Raw genomic sequence first — 18,844 nt, 5'->3', positions numbered from 1 at the left:
AGTTAATAATATAGTTGTTATTTTAAGGATTCACCGTTTACCTTGCCTCCATCCAGTTCGCCGCTTCCCGGTTTCCCCGCCTGCCACTCTCCTACTGTGGCCACGGCGCTTATCTCTACAGGATCGGGTGCGGAAGGTGAGGGTAACTCCACCTTCACCGTATAAGAGATGCCTCCCTCGCCCGTCCCGCCTCCTTCGAAACGGATGGGAAGTTCCCGGTAGACCCGGTCGTGTGTACGGTCATCGTCCACGGCCAGCGTCAGGTCGAGGGTGAACGTAGCCGAAGGTTGCACCAACACATAGCCCGGAAGAGAAAGTTTGCCATCGGTAAACCCTAATCCGTCCCCTCCTTCCTCAACGGTATAGATGGGCACCGAAACCGTTTCATCCGCAGCGGTAAGCAGTTCCGTAGCAAGCGAAAGGCTGACCTCGCCCGCCAGGCCATTGAGGTGGAGCTCACGGACGCGAAGCCCTTCGGTGTCTTCCGCCTCGATGGTGAGGGCAAAACTGAGTCGGGTCAGCAGATGGCGATACATCAGCGATTGTTCTTCCGCCGGACCGAAAAGTGACGACAGCGAACCGGACTGTTCCCCGGTCAGCATCAGGTCTTCTTCGCCCGTGAGCCGGTAAGTCAGGCTGCCATCCACCGCCAGGGGAGCCGGGGGATAATATCCCCTCAGAAAGAGTGCCGAACCGTCAGCGGGATAATAGCGTTCGGGGGTGAGGCGGATCTCGTTGTCCGTAGCCACCCCGTCCCAGGCACCGTTGTACTCTCCCGTGCGGCTTCCATAGGCAATGCCCACGGAAGTTTCGCCAAAGACGCTGACCAACGCACGGGTGCGGATGCCTGTGTAAAGCCGGATGGGGACAGGCTCTACCTCGGGACGCGGCTCAAGGGTGCGCTCGGTGCAGGAGCAGAAGCAGAAGCCAATAAGAGCGACCGCTTTTATCATATATTTCGGCTTGAATATCATATTCCCAATCTTCTTGTTTTAGTTCACCACTATTATTAAAACCTATACCCCACGCCCACGTTGATCCCCGTCAGCCCCCAACGGACGGACGAGGCACCGTGATGATAGTATGCATGGGGCGGCTCGTTGTCGTAGGCCTTCGCCGAGGCATTGCGATAGCCTCCACGTATCCCGGCTTCTATCCCCCAATGGCGTGATAGGGGCAGATAGACACCGAAAGAAAGTCCGGTATGCCAGTAGCGTCCTGTGCGGCTGGCTCCTGTAGCGCCCGCATCTCCCGAAGGTGAAGGCTGATAGTCGAAGTCGCCCAGTTGCCCGTAAACTCCCAGATAGAACCGGCGGTAACGCCCGTCTCCCCTAAGCCACAGGCGGGGTTCGAGGCTAACGCCCGAAACACCCCAGAAACGGTGCTCCTTCCCCCCTTTCCAACCGGAATATGCCGCCGAGGCCATCACTGACCAACGACGGGCAAAGCACAGTTCGGCAGCCAGATTGGGACGGAAAGCCGCCAAACGGCCCTCCGGTGTCAGACCTGCCCAGTCGGACAGATTGGTTTTCAGGGAGAAGATGACCTGCGAGGGCCCGACCTGCGCAGGGTATGTGTGCTCCGCCGCGAGCAGGCGGGACTGTTCGTGAAGAGCGGGTGCCGGGCACGTTCCGCCTTCCGGCAACGAAGGAGCCCGTGCGGGCAAAAGCGGATAACGGGAGGTATACCCGGCATAGCGGGAACGGCTCAGGGTATCGGCCGCCAACGGTTCGCGCAGGCATACCACCACCACATCGCGCTCCTCGTCGGGACACGGCACGGCATGGTTGTGTGTCACAAACCAGGCTTCTTTCATCCCCTTGCGGGTGATAAGTTCGGATTTCACACGGCTGCTGCGTACATAACCCAGCCAGAGATTATCGCGCACACTGCTCCCCGACGTACAGTAACCGTCTACGTAGATACGCATCTTTCCATCCGCGATGGAGGAACGGAAAGCGGTGACTGCCGCAAAAAGCCGTTTCAGTTCGTGGTCGTTGCCACGATAGTCGGCATACAGCACATCACGCCCCTGTACAAAACGGAATGTATGCAGCGAATCGCACCGCCGGGCAGAGCAAGCGCCGCCCTCTTGTCCCAAGGCAGGGGCGGAAAGCAGAAGGACATATAGGAGCAGAAGTAGAATCCGGTTCATGGCAGACAATCTCTAAAAATCAAATTACAAACACAATTCCGTCAAATGAATCTCACCGAAGATGCTGCGCATCATCTGGTTGACCACGCCCATACGGGAAGCGACTACCCCGTAGCGTCCGTAGACACGCTGTTCATCCACGTCGGGAGAAACCGGGTGTACACCCTCGTTCAGTATCAGCAAAAGGGATAAAAGGCTGACGGACCCCAAAGGCTTGCAGAGTTCGTACGACTCGGGCTTATCCGGAGCCTCCTGACAGACACAACGAATCAGGCCTCCGGCTTCTAATTGAAGCAGAAGTACGGAAGCATCTTCAAAAATACAGTCAGCAGGATGGTAAGGACAGCCGCAGGATGTGTCCCGATAATAGATATAACGCAGAAGTCTGACGGCTTCCTGAGTAGTAGCTGTAAGCATATTTTCTTGTTTTGTTGTGTGATGGCCGTTACTTTGTAGGTAACGGCACATGACAGGTCGAAGTTTCGGCAGGCATCTCACTCTCTAAACATCAGAAATAAAAACATTTATACGTTTAGCAACTGGTATAAAATGTCAATATCGCATTTAAACATTTAAATGTGAAAGCCACTCACATGCGGTTTTTCTTCATGAAAAGATAAAAAGGCAGGTAAAAAAGACAGTATGGAAGATTATTTGGAGATTTAAACGAAATTATTTACGGTTTTATTTGGATATTTGCTTTGTTTTGTTCACTTTTGTACAATTATACTCGTGCCGTTACCTACAAAATAACGGCTGATTATCAGCCAGATACTACTACACGGCAGCATTCATTCGTTCCATGGTGTACTTTATGATTCCTTCGTTGACACGGTTCAACTCTTCCTCTTCAAAAGGTTTCAGGTACGTCTCCGTCACTTTGACGGACGAGTGCCCCATAGCATTGGCAATCAAGCCTATCGGTACTTTCTGACGGAAGGCGGTTGTTGCCCATGTATGGCGGATGGTATACGAACTGATGCGGACACCCAGCCCCAACACCTTGGAAAGCCTGTCCAGGCGATGGTTGAATTTGCGGAGTTCCCGTTGATACGTTTTATATCCCGCCTCGCTCCCCCATTCGCAGGTCCCCAGGATGGGGAAAAGATAGTCCGATCCCTCCTGAGAGTTTGCATCGAGATCGATCAGAGCCTGTGTCTCCGCCGAAACAAGGGCAGTCAGCGCACGCCCCGTCTTCTTACGCTTGTACGTCAGCCGCTTCTTGGGCTGCAAGCCCTCGGCAGGCAGATAAGCATAGTCGGCAAAAGACATCCCACGGAAACGATACATCAGGCTGGCGCGTACGCATGCCGTACGAAGCGACTTGGGAAGTGCGGAAAGGTCGGCATTGAGTATCCTGCTCATGACATCGGGTTCGATGGCACGCTTGATACCGGCACGCGTACCGGTACTGACGTCGCTGAACAGCATAGGGTCATAGTCCTCTACTATCTTCTCGCGAACTGCCCTGCGATAAGCGGCTTTGAGCATACGGAGGTAGGTGGAAACCGTATTCTCCCTCTTACCCGCTCCCCTCAAATGATTTTCGTACCGTTTCAGACATTCGGGTGTGAGCACACCGAACGGAACAGCCTTATTTCCGCAAAAAGTGGAGAACGACTTCATGGCACAATCGTACACGTGGGCAGTGCCGTAACGCCCGCCCGACTTCATCTTTTTGACCAGAGAAGCCAAATAAAATGTTAAACTTTGTTTTTTCATATTTTATCAATTTAATTACAAATAACACCTCTCGCGCGTTCCGGTTCATTGCGGGCGCACGCGATGAAACATCAGGACAAATAACTAAATGCCCGATAAACAGAGGGATCGGGGGAAAAAGAACTATTCAAAAAATTCATATATCTTTGCGCCCCAAAATGTAAATTAACTGCTTTTCGGCAGAAATTATAAACATTTAAATGATTTAAAAACATGAACAATCAACACCCAAACTGGCTACTCGAAGGATTCCATCCGATATCCACCGTAGCCATCGCTTATTTTCCGGACTTACAGGCCAGCAGTTCAGCAATCCGCCGCTTCCGCAGCGAAATACAGAAGCACCCCCGACTTGCCCGGGAACTGGCGGAAGCGGAATACCACCCGCACACCCTGATGCTTTCTCCCAGACAAATCAGTATCATCATCCGGCATTGGGGCATGCCGGACGAAGCAGGATTATTGATCGCCCAAAAGCCGGAATTGAGGGAGACTCTGCTCAATCGTGACCGGAAATTCGACTGATATATTCATATATCTTTTTTTGTTAGTATTTATTATATGGCCCACCTGATATTTTTGAGGGGTGACAAGACACCGCATAAACATCTGTGAGCCAAACGATAAGAGACAGAAAAAAGGTGGCTCCGGCACTGGCCCACCTATGGAGGACGAAACGGGGAGGAAACGGAGCCTCAAACACAGGCAAACAGAGCCTCCGTCACAGGCCGACAGAGGCTCTGCCGGAGAGAAACGGAGCCTCTGTAACCACCCTCCCCAGCCTATCCCTCCCGAAAAACAAACAGGAAGCAACAGAGAATGACTTGTTTCAACCAATCAGAACCCGTTTTTTGGAGAGAGGGCCAAGGGAGGGTACTTTTGCGGGGAGTTCACCACAGAGTAGCACAGAGCGACACAGAGTTTTTGTTTCTTTTTGATAACCGGTACACTTGAAAAAATATTTTCTCTATGTTACTCTGTGGTGAGAAATCAGATTAGAAATCCATTAAAAACAAAACTGCCATGAAAACACCAACTGTCGAAATGCTGAAAAAAGGCTATATCGTCATCCCAAAATCTCTGTTAGAAAACTATTTCGCCACTCACGGACAAACAGAGGGGCGATTCGAAGCCCTGATACGGGTATTGATGAACGTCAACTACTCGGATACGGAGTGCGACTCGTGCGGACAGCACTTCATCTGCCACCGCGGAGAATCACCCCACAGCCTGCTCCACTGGGCGAGCCTGCTGGGATGGAAACGCACGCAAACCCGGAACTTCTTCAACGCAATGATCAAAGAAGGCATCATCGAGCGACTACCCTCTCCCAACGGAATGATGCGGATACGAGTCAACAACTACGACTTATGGACGGGGAAGCTGAAAGCGTACGAAACGGGAAACAGTTCGTCGGACCGGAGTTTCCACCTCTTCTGGGAAAGGTATCACGAGATGACGCAAACAGCCAAAGTAAACATCGGACGTGCAAGGCGCGAATGGAAAAAGCTGAGCGAACCCGAACGACAGGCGGCCATCGAAAGCGTGGAGGAATACTATTGTCACTTGAACGACACACGGTTCTGCAAACAAGCAGCGATGTATCTGGCGGATAAAGCGTTTCTGAATGAATATGAAATGTAAGGTACACGCGCGCGTACATTATATATAAACGAATCAGGGTTCACCACAGATTTCACAGATTAACACAGATTTAAATTTAAAAGGGGAACACCGAAAAATAGAACCGGAACTATGAGAGAAATCAATCTGATTGTTATTCACTGCTCCGCAACCAGAGAAGACCGCTGCTTCACGGAGCATGACCTGGAGGAGTGTCACCGAAGACGGGGATTCGAAGGAGGACCGGACTGTAACGGACGCTCCAAAGACACCCGGACAGAATGGCAAAAACATTTGATGCGGGTATTGGTAGAGGTTCACAGAGTCTCACGGAGTTTTAATGTTTTTCACCACAGATTACACAGATTATCACAGATTTATCTATTTCTCAATCTGTGTTAATCTGTGTAATTTGTGGTGAACTCCGTTTATTAGCAATAAAACTCTGTGTACTCTGTGTACTCCGTGTACTCTGTGGTGAACAACCTTATCGCTGACCGAGCTGAGAATCGATAAAGAAAATACCGGAATCACCGGCTCTCTTAATCTTATCGATAATGCCCTGTGCAGTAGCTTCTTCTTCTACCTGTTCGCGAACGAATCCCCAAAGGAAATCCTGAGTCGCTTTATCTTTTTCGGCTGCGGCCATGTCGACCAATGCATCCACTAATTTCGATACATGGCGTTCGTGCTCAAAGACGTGTTCAAACACTTCGAGGGGAGTACCCCAACCGGTAGGAACAACATCTACCTTATCTACTTTGGCCGTACCGCCACGTTTGATAATATATTCGGCCATGGCATAAGCATGCCCCATCTCTTCTTGAGATTGCTTCTTCATCCAATGTGCAAAACCGCTAAAACCTTCTCTTTCAAAATAGAAAGACATAGACAAATACAGATTAGAAGACCACATCTCGGCTGTAATCTGTTCGTTAATTGCATTCTGTAATTTCTCTGAAATCATAATCGTATTCATTTTAAGTTATTAAAATCACTACAAAAATAACAATTTTAAAAGATAGATTGTTCGGAGATTACACTAATTCCTCCGAAGTATAGCCCTTCGGTAATTCACGGCAGTTATAGCCGGAAGCCATAATCTCGCCATAAGCACCGGCGGAACGAAGGGCAATCAAGTCGCCACGCTTCACCTTATTCAGATCGACGGCTTTGCCAAAAACGTCGGACGACTCACAGATGGGACCTACCACGTCGTAGGTTTCAACTGTCGTATCCTCGGAAGTCAGGTTCTCCATCTTGTGATGAGCCTGATAGAGTGCCGGACGAATCAGGTCGGTCATACCGGCATCGAGAATAGCAAACTGCTTGTTGGTGCCTTGCTTGACATAAAGCACTTTTGAAATCAGCGAACCGCATTGTCCCGTAATGGCACGCCCCAGTTCGAAATGTAAAGTCTGGTGCGGACGAAGTTTCAGATGTTCATCGTACGTACGGAAGTAGTCGGCAAAGTCCGGAATGGCCTGACGGTTGGGGTGATCGTAATCAATGCCCAGTCCGCCGCCTACGTTGATATGTTCCACAAGGATGTGACGGGCTTCGAGCTTATCCTGCAACTCGTTGACACGGTTGCAAAGCGCAATGAAATCCCCCATATCGAGAATCTGCGAACCGATGTGGAAATGAAGGCCGATAAACTTCACGTTCTTCATGCCCAAAGCCACGTCGATCACCTTATCCATATCGTGCATGCTGATACCGAATTTGTTTTCGGCCAGCCCGGTAGTGATATTGGCATGGGTATGCGCACCGACATTGGGGTTGATGCGGAAAGCAACGTTGGCTACTTTGCCCTTGACAGCGGCCAGTTCGTTGATGACTTCCAATTCAGGAACCGACTCGACGTTGAAACAGAAAATATCGTAATCGAGTCCCAGGTTGATCTCCCAATCAGCTTTGCCTACACCGGCAAAGACGATCTTCCCGGCAGGAAAACCGGCTTTGATGGCAGCACGGATTTCACCTCCGCTGACACAGTCGGCACCCAGTCCGCTTTCGCGGATGATGGTCAGTACCTTGGAATTGGCATTGGCCTTGACGGCATAGTGTACACTGAAGTTGTCGTAACGTGCCACCTCACGGTTGACGCACGCCAGCGTGTCGCGAAGCACCTTTGTATCATAATAATAAAAAGGGGTCTGCAACTCGCGGAATTTATGAATGGGGAATACAGTTTTCATTTTGAAAAATTACTAATCAGTTTTGAATTCACCACAGATTACACGGATTTTCACAGATTAATAATTTATCTCGTCGATATTTTAAGATTAAAAGTTCTGTGTTAATCTGTGCAATCTGTGGTAAACCTAATTCATTTCTATTTGCCGTTGAACAGCATATCGCTGAGCGACTGCAAAGCAACCTTCTTGTCGCACTCACGAATCAGGAAGGAAATATTATAGTTGCTACCGCCAAACGAAATCATACGCACAGGAATGTCGCGCATAGCATCGAGCGCTTTAGCTTCGAAACCTACGTTCTCCCACTCCAGGTCGCCTACGACGCAGATGATACACATGTCTTTGTCGACTGTAACGGTACCGTATTTCTTCAGGTCGTCCAGAATTTCGTTGAGGTGCTTGGTATTGTCGACAGATACGGAAACTCCTACCTCCGACGTACAGATCATATCGATGGAAGTCTGGTAGCTCTCAAAGATCTCGAACACCTTGCGAAGGAAACCGTGAGCAAGCAGCATACGGCTCGACTTGATCTTGATAGCAGTAATATTGTCTTTGGCAGCTACTGCTTTGATCTTACCTTTTTCCGTATCGTTGGAGATCAGTGTGCCCGGCGCAAGAGGGTCCATGGTGTTCAGCAGGCGGACTGGAATGTTGGCATATTTGGCAGGCTGAATACAGGTGGGGTGCAGAATCTTGGCACCGAAGTAGGCCAACTCGGCAGCTTCTTCAAAATGCAGCTGGCGCACCGGTGCTGTTTTGTCGACAATGCGCGGGTCATTGTTGTGCATACCGTCGATATCGGTCCAGATCTGGATTTCGGAAGCATGGATAGCGGCACCGATCAGTGAAGCGGTATAGTCGCTTCCACCACGCTGCAAGTTGTCAATCTCGCCATAAGCATTGCGGCAGATGAAGCCTTGGGTGATGTAAATTTCAGCATCCGGATAGAGTTCCAGTTGTGCTTGAAGTTTATCTTTAATATAGATAGGATCGGGTTCCGCATTCTTATCTGTACGCATATACTCCAAAGCCGGAAGCAATACGGATTTCACGCCACACTCCTGCAAGTAATAGTTGACCATAGCGGTAGAGATCAGCTCGCCCTGTGCCAGCACCACTTTCTCTTCGAACAGGGTGAAGAGGTCTTTGGTGTACGAACGGATATAGTCGAAATGAGATTTTATGATCTCCAACCCTTTCTGTTTATACTCCTCAGTAGCGTAAAGCTCGTCAACATGCTGTTTATATTTAGCCTCCAGCTTATTGATAATCTCGTTGGCACCTTCCGGATTCTTCTTGTACAGATAGTCGGAAATCTCCACCAATGTGTTTGTTGTGCCCGACATAGCCGAGAGGACAACAATCTTTCTTTCACCATCGGTAATCAATTTGGCCACTTCCTTCATCCGCTGTGCAGAGCCTACGGAAGTTCCTCCAAACTTTAAAACTTTCATTTTCGTTACTGTGTTAAAATTAGTATGTATATTAATTATTTTCTCTTTTCACAAATTCGTCCGTCACATTGACAATGCGGTGTTCGGCACACCGGTATACCTGTCCGGGATATTCGGTAACCAACTGGAGATTATGGGTGGTCATCACTACCAATGATCCCGCCTGACAGATGTTGTGCAGCAGTTCGACAATGGCCTTTCCAGTCTCCACATCGAGGTTCCCGGTAGGCTCGTCCGCTAAGATAATCTCCGGCGAGTTGAGCATGGCACGCGCTATCACGATGCGTTGCTGCTCGCCACCCGAAAGTTCATTAGGCAGTTTATAGCCCTTATTCTCCATCCCGACAAGGTTGAGCACCTCAGCGATGCGCTCCCTGATCTCTTGTTTATTCTTCCACCCGGTAGCGCGAAGCACGAATTCAAGGTTGTCGTTCACTGTACGGTCGGTGAGAAGTTGGAAATCCTGAAAGACAATGCCCAGCTTGCGCCGCAACTGCGGAATGTGCTTGCGTTTGATGGATGTCATCCGGTAACCAAGCACTTCGGCTTCGCCAGAAGCCACATCAAGCTCACCATAGAAGGTCTTGAGCAGACTGGTCTTGCCGGAGCCTACTTTACCCACCAGGTAAACGAACTCACCTTTGTGCAGTTGCAGATTGACATCGCTCAGCACACAGAGTTCCTGCTGATGTATCTCTACGTCGGTATAGTGAATCAGTGTTTCGTCCATGAGTCGCTATGTCTTATCTGCAATTCGCGTGCCAGATCTTCGATGCGGTATCCTTTGGAAGTCAACAATACAATCAGGTGATAGATCAGATCGGAACCTTCGTAGATCAGACGGTCGTCTGTGCCGTTGGTGGCTTCGATAACAGTTTCTACCGCCTCTTCACCTACCTTTTGGGCAATCTTGTTGATGCCGGACTCGAACAGGCTGGTGGTATAGGACTTCTCGGGCATCTCTTCGTGACGTCTGTCAATGAAATCCTGCAGCAACTTGAGGAACATGACAGGTTCTTCGTTCTTCTCTCCCCAACAAGTATCAGTTCCGGTATGGCATACCGGACCGACCGGATTTACCTGAATCAGCAGAGTGTCTTTGTCACAATCTTCTTTGATAGACACGACATTCAGGAAGTTACCGCTCTCTTCACCTTTAGTCCACAAACGTTTCTTGGTACGGCTGAAAAAGGTTACTTTCCCGGTTTCAACAGTTTTCTCGTAAGCCTCCTTGTTCATGAAGCCAAGCATCAGTACCTTGCGGGTGTCGTTGTCTTGTATGATAGCCGGAACGAGTCCGTTCATTTTATCAAAATCTAAATCCATGGTTCTTATGTTTTCGGGTTCACCACAGATTACACGGATTTTCACTGATTAATCTTTGATCTCTCTGATTATCTACGATTAAAAGTTCTGTGTTAATCTGTGTAATCTGTGGTGAACTCTTATTTAATTCATTTCTATATCGTCTTTTATCTTCAGGCTAAGATTTGCTTACGCTTTCTACCTGACGGTAATTCCCTGGCCGCAAAGATACGATTTTAATTCGGGAATTTTAATTTCTCCGAAGTGAAAAACACTGGCTGCCAGTGCGGCATCTGCTTTACCAAGTGTAAAAGCATCGCGGAAGTGCTCCATCCGGCCTGCTCCGCCCGATGCGATAACGGGTATGGAGAGTTGGGAAGCCAGCTCCGCCAGGGCTTCATTGGCGTATCCGGTCTTCACTCCATCGTGGTTCATACTGGTAAACAGCACTTCGCCGGCTCCGCGCTCCTGAGCTTCTTTGGTCCACGTCATCAGTTCTTTGTCAGTCTCGATACGCCCACCGTTGAGATAACATTTCCATCCGTTTCCGGTCTGTCTGGCATCTACCGCGAGCACACATACCTGTGACCCGAAATGCTTGGCAATATCGTCTATCAGCTGCGGGTTGCGAATGGCGGAAGAGTTAATGGAAATTTTGTCGGCACCGGCATTGAGCAGGCGGTCTACGTCACTCAGTTCGTTGATCCCTCCCCCAACGGTAAAAGGAATACTGATATTGGCAGCAATCCGCCGGACCAGTTCGGCAAAAGTCTTACGCCCTTCATGACTGGCGGTAATATCAAGAAACACCAGTTCGTCGGCTCCCTGCTCGCTATAGGCACGCCCCAATTCTACCGGATCACCGGCCTGGCGGAGGTTTACGAAATTCGTCCCTTTCACGGTCTGCCCGTCTTTGATATCGAGACAAGGTATAATTCTTTTTGCTAACACGATTCTATATTTACGATTTTACGTTTGATTAATGGTTGACCACAAAATTACACAGAACTCCAAAGAGTGCAACGATTAGAGAAAACAGAACTCTGTAAAACTCCGCATTACCCTGTGGTTAAATAAATGCCTGAAGCTCTTTAAGAGTGATACGCCCCTCGTAAAGAGCCTTGCCGAAAATGACGGCAGGCACCCCGGCTTCGTGCAACGCTTCAATGTCGGCCACACTGCTCACTCCACCACTGGCTATCAGGTAAAGGGTGGGATGCTCTGTCAGTATCTCCTTATACAGTTCCAGGGAAGGTCCGGCCAGCATACCGTCACAACTGATGTCGGTACAGATCACCTTTTCAACGCCCTTTTTCGTATAATCTTTTAGAAAAGGGAAAAGTTCACAGTCACTTTCGTCCTTCCAACCGTTGACAGCTATCTTATGATCTTTGACATCGGCGCCCAGAATGATTTTTTCACTGCCGTAACGGTCTATCCAACGACAAAACATATCAGGGTTCCTGACAGCTATACTGCCGCCGGTAACCATCTGCGCCCCGTTCTCAAAAGCGATTATCAGGTCTTCGTCGCTCTTCAGCCCACCGCCGAAATCGATAATCAGCGAAGTGCGGCTGGCTATCAGGTCGAGTGTCCGGTAGTTGACCACATGATGTGAAGCAGCACCATCCAGATCCACAACGTGCAGACGCCGGATGCCATTGGCCTCAAACTCCTTGGCAACCTCCACCGGGTTTTCATTATATACCTTTTTGCTATCATAATCTCCCTGGGAAAGGCGTACACACTTCCCGTCGATAATATCAATGGCCGGAATTAATTCTATCATCTGTCTGTTCTCAATTAACGGTTTAAACTTCCGGGGGAATCAGAGCTCCAGGAAGTTCTTTATAATTCTCTCACCCGCCACCCCACTTTTTTCGGGATGAAACTGGGTGGCATAGAAGTTATCTTTATGCAAAGCGGCACTGAAAGGGTGGATATAATCGGTCTCGGCAGCCGTAAACTCACTGACGGGTACATAATAACTATGTACGAAATAAACAAATTCATCACGGGTGAATCCTTTGAACAAGTCACTCTTCAACTGACCGATGGTATTCCATCCCATGTGGGGTACCTTATCCTCGTGTTTCCGGGGCACAAAACGTTTCACATCGGTATCGAAAATCCCAAGGCAACCGACGTTCCCCTCTTCGGAGAAACGACACATCAGCTGCATGCCCAGACAAATGCCCAATACCGGCTGGCGGAGTTCTTTAATGAAACGGTCCATACCACTCTCTTTGAGATGAAGCATAGTAGTCTCAGCCTCCCCCACCCCGGGAAAGATCACTTTATCAGCGGCTTTCAACACCTCTTTGTCAGAGGTAATCACCGCTTCCACTCCCAGGCGTTTCAATGCATAGTCCACAGAACGGATGTTACCTGCATTATATTTGATAACTGCTACTTTCATTTTAATGTACTACATTTAGTCCGCAAAAATAACGAATTATTGCAAAACCACGAAAAATCGGAGCAAGAAGTTTGAATTAAAAGATAGATTTATAACAGATAGAAAGATTTTCGGCATATAAAACGAATAAGTATTATCCGAAAGGGAAAACAGAAAGAAAACAGGAGGCCAATTACACTATTATTTTTTCACACTTTTTTTTCAAACTAAATGGCTTAAAAATGAGGAACTAAGCCAAAATCGCTTCATTTTTTTCAAAAAACTTTTCGTTCAGCTATTGCAGGTTTCGGAAAAATGCCTACCTTTGCAACCGCAATCGAGAGAGATAGCGATTAAGAAATGAAATATTGGTGCGTTAGTTCAGTTGGTTAGAATACATGCCTGTCACGCATGGGGTCACGGGTTCGAGTCCCGTACGCACCGCATCTCAAATCTTAATAAAAAAAATAAAATTGGTGCGTTAGTTCAGTTGGTTAGAATACATGCCTGTCACGCATGGGGTCACGGGTTCGAGTCCCGTACGCACCGCATCTCAAATCTTAATAAAAAAAAATAAAATTGGTGCGTTAGTTCAGTTGGTTAGAATACATGCCTGTCACGCATGGGGTCACGGGTTCGAGTCCCGTACGCACCGCATCTCAAATCTTAATAAAAAAAAATAAAATTGGTGCGTTAGTTCAGTTGGTTAGAATACATGCCTGTCACGCATGGGGTCACGGGTTCGAGTCCCGTACGCACCGCAGATATTAATAATAATTTTATATGATCCTCTGTTTTCTTTCATAAAACAGAGGATTTTTAGTATATCTATCAAAATACAGAATTAAAAGCACCAAAGCCTTCCTTATTGCATCCAAAAACCGACACGACTAATACAAAAGCAAACCACCTATCCGGAAATTAAAAAATAACTTTTGCCCAGCATATTTAAATACATACCGAACAAAAGTTATTCATAGCAGACTACATCACGCACAAAAACAATCAATTCGCTTCCATTTGCTTATCAAACGCTTGTTGAATCAACTCCATGATATCATCCAATTCATTCATATTCGAAATACCGACTTCTACATCGCCATTGCCCCATCGTCCCAAGTTGGATACATCTTTACACAAACCTTTTGGATCAAGTATATCTGCAAATGCTACATTTAGAGAAAGACGCAACCGGGATTTCTGAGGCACGACATCCACAAAATTAGTATAAGCCTTAAAGGCAATATACAACTTCTTGAGTTCCTCTTTTACGGAAGGATCTATATTCATGATCCTTCTGCGCAAGGCCTGAAACAGAGTAAGTATGTCCCCCTTCAGATATTCATAGTGCTCCAACGTATACTCTGCAGAATCTCTCTCCACAGATCTATAAACTTCGAGTGTCTCCGGCGATAATAACGGAAATCTCCATATTTCTTTAGCTTTCTCAGCCAATTGCCCCGCACGCACAAGTATCTGCTCTTCGTTCCACGAACTGATTTTCCTCAGATATGAATTGAGGCGAATAGGAGAATCGTCGAAACCTCCCTCCATACTCTTCTTTTCTTGGAACGGACGATCACTCAATTCCGAATTATAACCAGTCAGAGTCAGATTACCAAGTGTGTGTAAATATTTACCCTGGACTTCTACCCAACCTTCCCCTAACATTTCTTGCCACTCGTGTGATAGATTAGGATTTTGGGGCATAACATGCTCGATGGTATAATCAGAAATATTCACCATCTCCTTACGCTGAAAATTTTCCAACCGATTTAAAAGGTAGTTCCTGTTACGGAAATTATAAACATCTTTGGTTTGTAGGAAAGTAGTGAACTCCGTATCGTTCGGAAAGCGCTTATAACTATCCAGCAATAGGAATGCAGCTTTCAGGCCATCCATATAATTCGCTTTATCGAATGACTTATAGAGAGTAGCGAACGTCTTATTCAGGCTATTTGTCGGTATGCCGCAAATGGCACGTCTGAACACATAATTCTCAACTAGACAAAGAGCTTCGTAGAACTCGTCCCTACTGATAACTTCGTTGACATAATCGTTGTACAACGGTAATAAAAACGGGTAACTAACGTCAACCCTCAACTGGCTGATGCGTTTGAAAGCCCCGCAAAGCTGCTTATCCGGCTCTTTGTGAAGCACCATGTTGACGTAATATCCGGAATAAGTATAAATGTCTTTGACTACTTCGCTGATCGTATCGGGAGCTTTTCCCCCTATCACATAGGCCTTGAAAGCATCGTACACCATATCGATACGAGGAATGGTGCCTGTCTTCACTGATAAGTAATCGCGCATGAAGCTATTAAACAGCGCCGCATATTCACTACCATATCCTTGTTCCATAGGATACCAATAAGATTCATAAAGTGAGGTCTGCAAGTGAACTTCTTGTCCCATCAGCACGTAATTGCGAATCAAGTCGGCTTGTGATAAATCAAGTCCCGTACTGTTCATACTTTCAAATATCAATTGTGGGTTGTCCTTCTCCTTTTCAAGAGCCACATCCACAACAAACAGTCGCTGTACTCCGCTATAAATAGCTACCACATTCTCCTTGTTTATCTTACTTTTAAAGAAGTCATAGTTTTCAATGATGCGTTGTGACCTCCCCTCGGACTGAGGAATCCCCTTCAATAAATTTATATAGGTATCTTTATCTCTGCGGGTCAGCAGAAGTTTATACCGCAATTCATTATCTTCTTCCGGGTTAATCAGATAATAGTTCTGAAGTTTAGTGAAGCTGGTATCTATCTCTACCGCATTCTCTTTTATAAAATCGGCAATAGCCGCTATCAGCAAAGAGACGGTGGTCAAGCGCTGCTGTCCATCAATAACCAGAAGTTTAGGCACATCGGACACTGTATGTATACTCTCCTGAAAATAAACGATAGAACCGATAAAGTGCCCTTGGACAGCAGAATCGTTGCTAATACGCAAAATATCATTCAACAATTGATTGCATTGAACCAGTTGCCAACTGTATGTACGCTGATAAATGGGAATCACAAACTGTCGTGGTCCCTTTATGATGCTTAAAAGATTATTGGAAGATGCTTTCATAGATTATGCTTATTTTACGATAACAAAAGTATTCTTTTTCCCGATTATAAGAGAATAAAATAGGAAAATTATCAATAGCTTCCTGTTTTTGTCCGTTCATTGACCAATAATATTTCTCACTACCTTTGATTGAACATAATAGAGACAGAGCTTAATGATTGTCCATAATTTAACAAGGGAGTTAGTTTCCATGATAAAACTACAAAATTTAAAAAGGAACTTAAAACTCTGATTAAAACACGGGACAAGTGCACGAAGGACTTGAGAATCTTCTTGTTCGTAGACGATATTAATCGATACTCTGAGAAGAAAATCATCCAATCGATCGATTCTTAACTCAGAATATTCTATTACCGATATTTAATAGCAAAGAATTTACTAATCAATCAGTATAATAAGATACATCGAGAGAATATCTGGATCAGCAGCAAATATTTACGTCACTTAATCGAATTGTTAGTACTGGTCAGTAAAACTAAGGATGTATCTTTTGTCATCAGGCAAAAAGAGGAAACACAGGGAAATACGGTTGAAACATATTCCATCACTTTACTAAAAGATATCCATGTGAACCGAACAAACTACGCGATTCTATTGAATGTGCCCGATACACGGTTATAGCCTATTGAGAGCCGGTCATAGACTTGGGAAAATACATATAACTCGAAAAAAATACATTTTTTTTTGCTCACTCCTGAACAAAAATGATTTCTTCTGCGTTTATAATTATGCAAATCGGCCTGAAGCGCTTTATGCCTATGGGAATATCCATAATAGTCGCACCGTATGCCTCCCCGGCATAGACAGGTAAGATTGCATAGTAGTTTTGTCGTGTTTTATTTTGTGTTTGTGTTGTGACGGTGCTGCGATGTGAATCGAAGTACCGTTTTTTTTGTACCTACCTCTCAGAAGCTAAAAGATTTACCATAAAAGAAGCAGAATACAGAGTAACGGGTTAAATGTTCCGATGGACGAATTGTCCGTCGATCCAAAACGTGGCATGCTCAGAACGGAACTTCAGTAAAACGTATTCCGGATCAGTCGGCCCCTTTGGAAAATGGGCGATAAACCAGTCTTGCCAATACTTCTGTTTAAGTCCGGCATCTGTCACTACCTCCACTTCACCCGTCAGGGCAACGCTATTCCCTTGTTCGTAGAAACAAAGACCCGCTTTCGGGTTGCTCCGGAAATCTTTCGTTTTCACAGAATGTTCTCCGGTTGCCATCCAAATCTCAGAAAGACCTTCCGAAGCAATCTTGCTCAAAGGGACAGGGCGGGGATATCCCTCTTGATTGACTGAACTGAGTATTACCGTTTCACAACCTTGCAGCAAATCTGCTGCTCTTTCGTTTAATGATTTCATTGTATATGTTATTTAGATTGATAATCCCTGCAAATATAAGCTTGCCAACCTACCCCGGCGTTGTAAAAAAACGACTTTTATAGAATAAGAAGCAGACTAAATTTCTTACAGACATAGTTTATTTTACGCTCGCGATACAATGCCTGTACCCGAAACTAAATCCGAAACGCTTTTCTAAAGGAGATTTCCTTTATCACCCAACCGGTATTTTATTTCTCAATATACGTCAGCAGCCCCTCTTGCGGTAAGGTCGGAGAAAGGAATGATTCTGCCGTACCGCCGGACAGCGTCTTGACCTCTTTCAGGAAGTGCGAAACATCGTAATATCCGGCATTCACCGCTACCGAGAGCAGGTTATTTGCCTCCGTCGTACTTTTCAGCAGATCGATCGCCTGCCTGAACTTCACAATCCGACTGTATTCTTTAGGGGTAAATCCGGTAAACAGCTTGAACCTCCGTTCCAGATGCCGTTGACACAAACAGGCATCTTCTGCCAGCAAACGGATCTCCCGCTGACCGTGGTACAAATGAATGTGGTTTACCGCAAAAACAATCTGTTTGTCCACTACATCGTGCTTGTACATCGACCGCACCAATACTGTCTCAATACACTGAATCCTGCTCCGCAAATCCGGAAGCTCGTAGAGTCGCTCTGTAAACGAATCATCGAACAGCTTGATTCCCAAGTCGGCACTGCCGATCCGTTGACCGGCCAACTCCTGCACGGGCAAGTCCATGAATCGGAATAATCCGCAAGGATGAAAACGAATACCAACCATGTGAACCGTTTCGGTATACGCGACCAACTCCGAATAACGTTTCATCGGTCCCACGAAAAACGAACGGCAAGACGGCATGATCCGCCCTTCGTTGCCTACCGGTTGTGTTATCCCGCCCAAAGCGAAAATCAAATCGGTACACCCGTCCGGCAGGACGTTGATACGCATCCCATACTCAGAACTTCCTTTGAACTCCCAAATTTTATCGACGTAAGGAGCCAGCAGTCCACAAGGTTGATATTCTCTATACATACTTCAATTTCGGGCAAATATAGTGAGAATCACTCACACCTGCTATTTATCCGAATACAAACCGATATGGTTTCCTTCGCTATCGGCAAAAACAGCGAAATGTCCCCTGCCTTCAGCGTCAATCTTCGTCTCGGGGATAATGACTTTCCCGCCTTTCTGCAAGACACGTTCCAGCGACTTGCCGATCTCTTCGCAATAGAAGTGAATCAATGTTCCTCGCTCCGAAGGCAGGAAATCGGGTGCCCACGACACCGCTCCCACCGCTTCGCCCTGCTCCATGAAGCAGGCCATCTTCTCCTCTTCATGCTCCGAGACCGCCAATTTGATGTCCAACACTGTTTCATAAAATCCTACCGCCCGGTGGAAATCTGCCGCCGGAATCTCAAAAAACGCAATAAACTTTTCCATTTTCTTTCTATTAATAAGATGAATACTGTATGCCGGAAGTCACGTCTCCCAAGCACACCGCAAAAGTAGGGCAAAGCACCCGCCCCGGATAGTAGAAAAC

Annotated in this window: 18 protein-coding genes, 4 tRNA genes and 1 pseudogene; 7 read left to right on the top strand and 16 right to left on the bottom strand. The window is 46.8% G+C overall.

Annotation, left to right across the window (positions count from 1 at the left end):
- Nucleotides 1–17: 17 nt before the first annotated feature.
- The 4 genes from JZY04_RS05820 to JZY04_RS05805 all read right to left on the bottom strand — a co-directional run bounded on the left by JZY04_RS05820 (nucleotide 18) and on the right by JZY04_RS05805 (nucleotide 3,877).
- A complete protein-coding gene (locus JZY04_RS05820) occupies nucleotides 18–974 on the bottom strand; it encodes a fimbrillin family protein (RefSeq protein WP_122141743.1) in 957 nt (318 codons plus the stop codon).
- Between the two features lie 35 nt (nucleotides 975–1,009).
- Nucleotides 1,010–2,155, bottom strand: a complete 1,146-nt coding sequence (locus tag JZY04_RS05815; RefSeq protein ID WP_122141744.1) for a DUF3575 domain-containing protein — start codon at nucleotides 2,153–2,155, stop codon at nucleotides 1,010–1,012.
- Nucleotides 2,156–2,179: 24 nt separating this feature from the next.
- Nucleotides 2,180–2,572, bottom strand: coding sequence for a hypothetical protein (locus JZY04_RS05810; protein WP_122141745.1), 393 nt, complete (start codon nucleotides 2,570–2,572; stop codon nucleotides 2,180–2,182).
- Between the two features lie 360 nt (nucleotides 2,573–2,932).
- Complete coding sequence (locus JZY04_RS05805; protein WP_122141746.1) at nucleotides 2,933–3,877, bottom strand: site-specific integrase; 945 nt, start codon at nucleotides 3,875–3,877, stop codon at nucleotides 2,933–2,935.
- Nucleotides 3,878–4,090: 213 nt separating this feature from the next.
- Between JZY04_RS05805 and JZY04_RS05800 the strand changes: the two genes are divergently transcribed.
- From JZY04_RS05800 to JZY04_RS05790, 3 genes and pseudogenes are all read left to right on the top strand, one after another.
- Nucleotides 4,091–4,402: a DUF4248 domain-containing protein gene (locus tag JZY04_RS05800; protein WP_122141747.1), complete on the top strand. Its 312-nt coding sequence runs from the start codon at nucleotides 4,091–4,093 to the stop codon at nucleotides 4,400–4,402.
- A gap of 498 nt (nucleotides 4,403–4,900) precedes the next feature.
- Entirely contained in the window at nucleotides 4,901–5,521 is a 621-nt protein-coding gene (locus tag JZY04_RS05795; RefSeq protein ID WP_122141748.1) for a hypothetical protein, read from the top strand.
- 111 nt (nucleotides 5,522–5,632) lie between these two features.
- Nucleotides 5,633–5,815: pseudogene (locus JZY04_RS05790) on the top strand (N-acetylmuramoyl-L-alanine amidase); the annotation flags it as partial.
- Between the two features lie 172 nt (nucleotides 5,816–5,987).
- Here the strand turns inward: JZY04_RS05790 and JZY04_RS05785 are convergent.
- The 8 genes from JZY04_RS05785 to hisH all read right to left on the bottom strand — a co-directional run bounded on the left by JZY04_RS05785 (nucleotide 5,988) and on the right by hisH (nucleotide 12,882).
- Nucleotides 5,988–6,467 (bottom strand): ferritin, encoded by a 480-nt coding sequence (locus tag JZY04_RS05785; RefSeq protein WP_005807003.1) that lies wholly within the window; start codon nucleotides 6,465–6,467, stop codon nucleotides 5,988–5,990.
- Between the two features lie 70 nt (nucleotides 6,468–6,537).
- Nucleotides 6,538–7,701 carry a diaminopimelate decarboxylase gene (gene lysA / locus JZY04_RS05780; protein WP_122141749.1) on the bottom strand — a complete coding sequence of 388 codons (1,164 nt, stop codon included), beginning with the start codon at nucleotides 7,699–7,701 and terminating at the stop codon, nucleotides 6,538–6,540.
- Nucleotides 7,702–7,838: 137 nt separating this feature from the next.
- Nucleotides 7,839–9,158, bottom strand: coding sequence for an aspartate kinase (locus JZY04_RS05775; RefSeq protein ID WP_005780056.1), 1,320 nt, complete (start codon nucleotides 9,156–9,158; stop codon nucleotides 7,839–7,841).
- A gap of 31 nt (nucleotides 9,159–9,189) precedes the next feature.
- Complete coding sequence (locus JZY04_RS05770; RefSeq protein ID WP_032543839.1) at nucleotides 9,190–9,888, bottom strand: cell division ATP-binding protein FtsE; 699 nt, start codon at nucleotides 9,886–9,888, stop codon at nucleotides 9,190–9,192.
- Entirely contained in the window at nucleotides 9,873–10,484 is a 612-nt protein-coding gene (gene hisIE, locus JZY04_RS05765; RefSeq protein ID WP_122141750.1) for a bifunctional phosphoribosyl-AMP cyclohydrolase/phosphoribosyl-ATP diphosphatase HisIE, read from the bottom strand. The genes JZY04_RS05770 and hisIE overlap by 16 nt, the downstream gene beginning before the upstream one ends.
- Before the next feature lie 177 nt (nucleotides 10,485–10,661).
- The gene (gene hisF, locus JZY04_RS05760; RefSeq protein ID WP_005807011.1) at nucleotides 10,662–11,414 is read right to left on the bottom strand and encodes an imidazole glycerol phosphate synthase subunit HisF; all 753 of its coding nucleotides are present in this window, start codon (nucleotides 11,412–11,414) and stop codon (nucleotides 10,662–10,664) included.
- 118 nt (nucleotides 11,415–11,532) lie between these two features.
- Nucleotides 11,533–12,252: a 1-(5-phosphoribosyl)-5-[(5-phosphoribosylamino)methylideneamino]imidazole-4-carboxamide isomerase gene (gene hisA / locus JZY04_RS05755; RefSeq protein WP_005807013.1), complete on the bottom strand. Its 720-nt coding sequence runs from the start codon at nucleotides 12,250–12,252 to the stop codon at nucleotides 11,533–11,535.
- Nucleotides 12,253–12,291: 39 nt separating this feature from the next.
- Complete coding sequence (gene hisH, locus JZY04_RS05750; protein WP_005780065.1) at nucleotides 12,292–12,882, bottom strand: imidazole glycerol phosphate synthase subunit HisH; 591 nt, start codon at nucleotides 12,880–12,882, stop codon at nucleotides 12,292–12,294.
- A 349-nt stretch (nucleotides 12,883–13,231) separates the two neighbouring features.
- Between hisH and JZY04_RS05745 the strand changes: the two genes are divergently transcribed.
- The 4 genes from JZY04_RS05745 (at nucleotide 13,232) to JZY04_RS05730 (ending at nucleotide 13,622) form a co-directional block, all read left to right on the top strand.
- A tRNA-Asp gene (locus tag JZY04_RS05745) sits at nucleotides 13,232–13,305 on the top strand.
- 31 nt (nucleotides 13,306–13,336) lie between these two features.
- A tRNA-Asp gene (locus tag JZY04_RS05740) sits at nucleotides 13,337–13,410 on the top strand.
- A gap of 32 nt (nucleotides 13,411–13,442) precedes the next feature.
- Nucleotides 13,443–13,516 (top strand) — tRNA-Asp (locus JZY04_RS05735).
- Nucleotides 13,517–13,548: 32 nt separating this feature from the next.
- A tRNA-Asp gene (locus tag JZY04_RS05730) sits at nucleotides 13,549–13,622 on the top strand.
- Between the two features lie 244 nt (nucleotides 13,623–13,866).
- On the opposite strand, the gene JZY04_RS05725 is transcribed toward JZY04_RS05730, so the two are convergent.
- From JZY04_RS05725 to JZY04_RS05710, 4 genes are all read right to left on the bottom strand, one after another.
- A complete protein-coding gene (locus JZY04_RS05725) occupies nucleotides 13,867–15,942 on the bottom strand; it encodes a DUF262 and DUF1524 domain-containing protein (RefSeq protein ID WP_122141751.1) in 2,076 nt (691 codons plus the stop codon).
- 955 nt (nucleotides 15,943–16,897) lie between these two features.
- Nucleotides 16,898–17,305: a pyridoxamine 5'-phosphate oxidase family protein gene (locus JZY04_RS05720; RefSeq protein ID WP_122141753.1), complete on the bottom strand. Its 408-nt coding sequence runs from the start codon at nucleotides 17,303–17,305 to the stop codon at nucleotides 16,898–16,900.
- Between the two features lie 209 nt (nucleotides 17,306–17,514).
- A complete protein-coding gene (locus JZY04_RS05715; protein ID WP_122141754.1) occupies nucleotides 17,515–18,336 on the bottom strand; it encodes a helix-turn-helix domain-containing protein in 822 nt (273 codons plus the stop codon).
- Nucleotides 18,337–18,378: 42 nt separating this feature from the next.
- Nucleotides 18,379–18,744 (bottom strand): VOC family protein, encoded by a 366-nt coding sequence (locus JZY04_RS05710; RefSeq protein ID WP_122141755.1) that lies wholly within the window; start codon nucleotides 18,742–18,744, stop codon nucleotides 18,379–18,381.
- Between the last annotated feature and the right edge of the window lie 100 nt (nucleotides 18,745–18,844).

This window comes from Bacteroides sp. 11BF (assembly GCF_019633765.1).
GTDB lineage: Bacteria > Bacteroidota > Bacteroidia > Bacteroidales > Bacteroidaceae > Bacteroides > Bacteroides hominis.
The sequence above is the reverse complement of the archived record's forward strand: the minus strand, read 5'-3'. Positions and strand labels throughout refer to the sequence as shown.